General features: G+C 47.4%; 1 protein-coding gene. It reads left to right on the top strand.

Features of this window, described 5'->3' with window-relative positions; translation table 11 throughout:
* Positions 1–304 (top strand): hypothetical protein (locus AAEY72_RS14405; RefSeq protein WP_352311193.1); only part of this gene is annotated, 304 nt, incomplete at both ends.

Here is a 304-nt window from a genome sequence, read left to right as displayed (position 1 = left end):
ATGCATCCACACGTGATATTAGCTATTTGTTAGCACTTGCTTACCCGGATCGTATTGCTAAGGCTCGCGGTCATGAGGGCTTTTTATTAAGTAATGGTACCGGCGTGGTGATCAGTGCAGATGATAGTTTGGCTCATGAACCTTGGTTAGTGGTTGCTGACTTCCAAGAGACTCAAGGTCGTAATGCTGGGCAAGTTTATCTCGCCGCAAGGCTGGATGAACGTTTGTTTACTGCAGAGCTTGCATCGTTAGTCACCACTCACATTCAAGGTGGATGGGATGATGCAAAAGGGCGGTTCTTTGC

This window comes from Psychrobacter sp. W2-37-MNA-CIBAN-0211, assembly GCF_040309405.1.
Lineage (GTDB): Bacteria > Pseudomonadota > Gammaproteobacteria > Pseudomonadales > Moraxellaceae > Psychrobacter > Psychrobacter glaciei.
This window is presented reverse-complemented; position numbering and strand designations above follow the sequence as displayed.